Below are 4,687 nucleotides of genomic sequence, written 5' to 3' on the forward strand. Positions count from 1 at the left end.
AAATTTTATGATATCAGGAATTTCTCACGCTTGTTGATAAAGAACTGCCTTTAGAAAAGGTTCATTCTTTTTTCTTCAGAACGGGTAAGCCCGATGCCATTTCAACAACGTGTTTTCCCTCGGGTACTTCATCAACTGCAAATTCTGGACGTAAATCCCCAGCAAAAAAGAAGAAATCCCACGTTTTGCCGGATGCAGATGAGCGTTCTTTGCGGTGTAAGAAATAGGTTTTGCCTTTTGAGTTTGTAAATGAATACGCCATCTAAAAATCCTTTCAGAAATTGGTTTCACTCTAGTTAAAGTGTATCAAGTTTATAGCTTTTGTCAATAGATAGGATAAGGCGTTATTTATTTTTACTAATTATACCAGTAAAATGCGCTGTTCCTTAATTTCTATTCTTCTTGATTTTGATAATATTCAAGACATTCCGTCTCACGGCCCCGAACGACACGCTTCCCCTCTAAAGGGCCGCTAGTTTCAGTCACAACAGTGGCTTGATTCTCTTCCCCATCACGTTCATAATATATGACCACCCAATCATCGGTTTTGTCTAATTCGTGAGCCCGGGCCGTATTGGAGTAGAGTGCCGTAAATTTCCAGCCATCTCGTTCCGTGTTCAAAATTGACAGCCATGCCTTCCCTTCAGGATTAAAACGCTTGGGTGCAATCTTGTGAAGCTCACCAGCTTTTGCTTTCGTTCGATATTCCTGATCAACTTTTAACAAAGTAGCAATACTGGGTTGTTCTTGCTTTGGTTTCTCCGATCCTGTAAAACGCATTGAACGTTGTGTTGCTGCGCTCAGCATGCCTGCTAAACTAACCCGGACATTTTCTACTTTCCGTAATCCGAATCCCTCTAATTTTTCAAGACGCCCATCATGTGCCGCCTGCTCCAACTCTTCCAAAGTTGAGACATCGAGTTCCTCTGCTATGCGTTCCCCAAGCTCATCTCCGATACCGGGTACTTGTTTAAAGAGCTCTCCAGGTGAAACCTCCCCTTGTAATCGCTGAAGCATATCTGATTGACCGGTTTTTACATAGGATAAGATTAATCTACTAATGCCTTCCCCAATGTCGGGTAACTCCTCCAGAGCTGATTGACCTTTATCAACCGCTAAATTAGCAATGGACTCATCTGAAGTTCGTACAGTTTCAGCTGCATCGCGGTAGGATTCAATCCGAAAGGGATTAGCATTTTTTATTTCTAAATAGTGTGCAATTTGATCTAATAGTTCTGCAATTTTCTCATTTGAAGGTCTATTAATTGGCATAGGATCATCCTTTGACTCAAAACACTTTTCCGATTACAAAATTTTCTTGAATTTTTGAAAGTCTTTTAGCATGGTCTCTTGTAGGTTTCGATTATAGAATATCGCGGCTGGGTGATAAAGAGGAAGGATATTGATTTCTCCGGAGCTGTTTTCTGCTTTAAATATTTTTCCATGTAACGCACCCATTTTCTGACCTTTTGCTGGGATCTTATATAGATCAAAAATAAAATCTGTCGCAAACCTGCCCAATGTTGCAATGATCTTTGGCTGGATAATTGCAATTTCTTGCTTCAGGAAAGGAGCGTATGTATTTATTTCGTCTGCTCGTGGATTTCGGTTATTGGGTGGGCGATCCTTGACAACATTGGTGATATAAACATCCTCTCGATCTAGGTCGACGGACTCCAAAAAGGAATCCAACATTTTCCCCGCACGGCCAACAAAGGGACGGCCAGTTTGGGCTTCTTGGGCACCAGGTGCTTCACCGATGAACATGATTTCTGCATCGGGATCACCTTCACCGAATACTGGTTGGTAACCCTGTTCTTGTCGGAACTCAAAAAGAGGTGACGATTCTAAATTATTGACTTGTTTTTCAAGTTCCAATAATTGATTTTTATTGTTTTTGTCCATTTATCTCTTTAGAATTGATCTATTGTAGTGTCTTAGCCAGATGTTATTCAGAGGAGGACTCATCCTCTTTTCGGCGGGGCATGGGTAAGTATTGAACCGATGGACGTCGTTGAGTGGATTGTGGGTAGAGCTCCATAAGATCATAGACTTCTTCCGGGACTTCCGTGTTGACTGGCAACCCCAATTTTTTGGCCTCTTCGACTCGGATTGGAAAGTCATGGGTCCAATTACCAGCGGCAAGTTTTTCAGCTAATTCCTTCGCTTTTTCCTGATCCATTTTGTCGCTAACGATGCGAATAATGGTGTCCTTAACCTGCTGTATGGCTTTTTCACCCACGTCAGCCATGATAAGGGTTTCATCGTCAATCTCGTTGATGTCCTTTTTACTCACCACACTCAGAATAGAAGCAGCTGGCATGTTATTTAACTGGGGATCAACGGGACCTAAGACGCCATTCTTGTCTATAATGACTTCATTGGCTGCTAATGCGATGAGAGTCCCACCTGACATAGCATAGTGTGGGACGATTACGGTCACTTTGGCTTTGTGAGCTTTGAGAGAATTTGCGATTTGTTCAGCGGCCAGTAATAACCCACCCGGTGTATGCAAAATCATATCAATGGGTACATCTTGGTATGTTTTACGGATGGCTCGTAAGATTTTTTCTGATTCGTCTACAGTTAGATATCTCAAGATCGGGATACCTAAAAACGCCAACGACTCCTGACGGTGAATGAGACTGATGACGCGGGATTTTCGTTTTTCTTCGAGCTGCTTAAATTTGGCCAGCCTGGCTTGTTGTAGATATTTCATGCGAATAACTGGTACAACTACAGATAGCAGTGTGATTACACCGAATATGATCCAGAAAATCTCAATAAAATTCATGTTACCTCCTACAAATTTGAATTCTTTATATGCAATATCTACTTTCATGTGAGCAGAGTAAGGTTTGAAAAAAGCTGAGCTTTAGAAAAATTCAATATTTTCCCAGTTAAAATATTATTATTGAGGGATTGTTCGCATCCTTTATGTAACACATTGTAATCGGGCATTTGTCACAGATCGCATCTTGTGAAGCTATGTGTTTGCTCTTAAAAATAATTATTTCCTGAATTAATACTAAATCAAGGTGAATCATGTGAGCTCAAGCTAGGGTTGGTGTCATTGTTGTAATTGTGAAAAGAAGTTGGATTTTCATTGGAAATTTATGCAGTCTTATTATCTGTGCCGCAGTTATTTTATTACTGACTATTTTTTGCTCCCAATGATCCATTTTTTGACGTGGTGCTATCCCAGGGCAATCGCAAACTAAATTGTGGGCTTGAAAATCAATCATTCTTACCAAATATTGATTGATGATTATTGGAAGGTTTCATTAATAGATGTGGTCCCAAATGTGAGGGTACACCCATATCAATTGAAAAGAAATGTAGGTCAGGCGTTTTTCCTTCAGTGAGACCGGATAGCAAACTACAAAGGACGTGATTACTTTTAATCCGTCAAGGGGCTCTGGCTTTACCCAGTCTATCTGCTCCTTTATTATCCCCTGGGACACCCAATTTCCATAATTATTTACAAATGGCTCGGCTTGTCTTCACAAGCTCGACACTTCGTGCCGAGCCCCTACGACGTGTTTTAAGAAAATAATATCTTTTAACTGATTAAATTGAGTGAAAAGAGGATAAAGAAAAGGTAATGAGGATCCATTTTGTAAATCTTTAACTTTGTGTTGACCGTTGGCACATGAAATGTATTCAATCCAAGAAATATACTGAAGTCCTTTTACTGCTAGTTAGAGTAGTGTTGTGGGATGTTGGTGTTTCAGGGACTTTGCGATTGCCCTGGGTGCTATCCCATGAAATGTGAAAAATTTATAGGTAAAGTTAAAAAAAGGAGTGAAAAGATGAAAGAAATAACTGAAGTCCAAAAACATTTTAATGTGGAAATGCAGAATTGAGTCTCTTGTCCCAAGCGTGTGCGGGTTATGTTTGGTGGGAAAACAATTGCCGACAGCCGGCGTGTAAAATTACTTCGACAAATTCCTTTGCTCAATTTTTTCCTAAAAGAAGAATTCAATATGTCGTACCAATTTTCTCCACTTGCTATTTTATGGGGCGTTTGTTTCCAAATTGATTATTGTCAACTTTAATCATATAGATGATCGTTAAACAATCTAAATCACAAATTCATCGTAAATATATATTGAAAGCGAAACTACTGAACTGACTTCTTTTAATAACGTTGACAGGGAAAATAATTGCTTCATGCAATACAAATAAAATTTGGATACTTATATTTTTTCGAAAGGTATTTGGCTCTGAGACGCTCATAAGGATATACTGAACTTGATCTAAGATCCTATTCTCTAACTTGTTTGAAAATCTATGATCTGTAAACGTAAAAAAAGGTGAAATAATAATCACAATTAATAGGAGCATGTGCTATGAACAAGAAAACATATTTTATTATTGGTGGCGTCTTCCTATTTGTTTTGTTTTTCTTTGCCTATAGAGCCAATCAAATTGTACAGCCCACAAGCGAGGTGAATTGGGAAGACGTTATTGCAGAACGAAATTTACTGCAAGAACCATTTTTCGTGGAAAACGATAATGTAAAATTGGAAGCAGAAATCCTCACTGCTTCAAATGGTTCATCTGAGAAACCCGCCGTCATCTTCATTCCCGGTTCTGGTTCCACGACCTATCAAGCCTATGCACCGGGATTAATCGAGAAATTCATTTTTGATATTTTTATACCCCGTGATTATGCAGTTGTAAT

At 39.3% G+C, this 4,687-nt stretch carries 5 protein-coding genes; 1 reads left to right on the forward strand and 4 read right to left on the reverse strand.

Annotated features, from left to right (window positions below; all coding sequences use genetic code 11):
• Nucleotides 1–61 precede the first annotated feature (61 nt).
• The 4 genes from R6U02_RS06595 to R6U02_RS06610 all read right to left on the reverse strand — a co-directional run bounded on the left by R6U02_RS06595 (nt 62) and on the right by R6U02_RS06610 (nt 2,794).
• Complete coding sequence (locus tag R6U02_RS06595; protein WP_410262822.1) at nt 62–262, reverse strand: hypothetical protein; 201 nt, start codon at nt 260–262, stop codon at nt 62–64.
• A gap of 131 nt (nt 263–393) precedes the next feature.
• Nucleotides 394–1,272 carry a helix-hairpin-helix domain-containing protein gene (locus R6U02_RS06600; protein WP_410262823.1) on the reverse strand — a complete coding sequence of 293 codons (879 nt, stop codon included), beginning with the start codon at nt 1,270–1,272 and terminating at the stop codon, nt 394–396.
• 33 nt (nt 1,273–1,305) lie between these two features.
• Entirely contained in the window at nt 1,306–1,905 is a 600-nt protein-coding gene (locus R6U02_RS06605; protein ID WP_410262824.1) for a uracil-DNA glycosylase, read from the reverse strand.
• Nucleotides 1,906–1,948: 43 nt separating this feature from the next.
• Nucleotides 1,949–2,794, reverse strand: coding sequence for an SDH family Clp fold serine proteinase (locus R6U02_RS06610; RefSeq protein WP_410262825.1), 846 nt, complete (start codon nt 2,792–2,794; stop codon nt 1,949–1,951).
• Between the two features lie 1,558 nt (nt 2,795–4,352).
• Here R6U02_RS06610 and R6U02_RS06615 point away from each other — a divergent pair.
• The coding region (locus tag R6U02_RS06615; RefSeq protein WP_410262826.1) for a hypothetical protein at nt 4,353–4,687 on the forward strand (335 nt) is incomplete at its 3' end.

Source organism: Alkalibacterium sp., from assembly GCF_046484155.1.
GTDB lineage: Bacteria > Bacillota > Bacilli > Lactobacillales > Carnobacteriaceae_A > Alkalibacterium.

What these genes read in the sequence shown, in the direction of transcription:
- R6U02_RS06595 (WP_410262822.1), bottom strand. Translation starts at nt 262, where the DNA reads ATGGCGTATTCATTTACAAACTCAAAAGGCAAAACCTATTTCTTACAC.
- R6U02_RS06600 (WP_410262823.1), bottom strand. Translation starts at nt 1,272, where the DNA reads ATGCCAATTAATAGACCTTCAAATGAGAAAATTGCAGAACTATTAGAT.
- R6U02_RS06605 (WP_410262824.1), bottom strand. Translation starts at nt 1,905, where the DNA reads ATGGACAAAAACAATAAAAATCAATTATTGGAACTTGAAAAACAAGTC.
- R6U02_RS06610 (WP_410262825.1), bottom strand. Translation starts at nt 2,794, where the DNA reads ATGAATTTTATTGAGATTTTCTGGATCATATTCGGTGTAATCACACTG.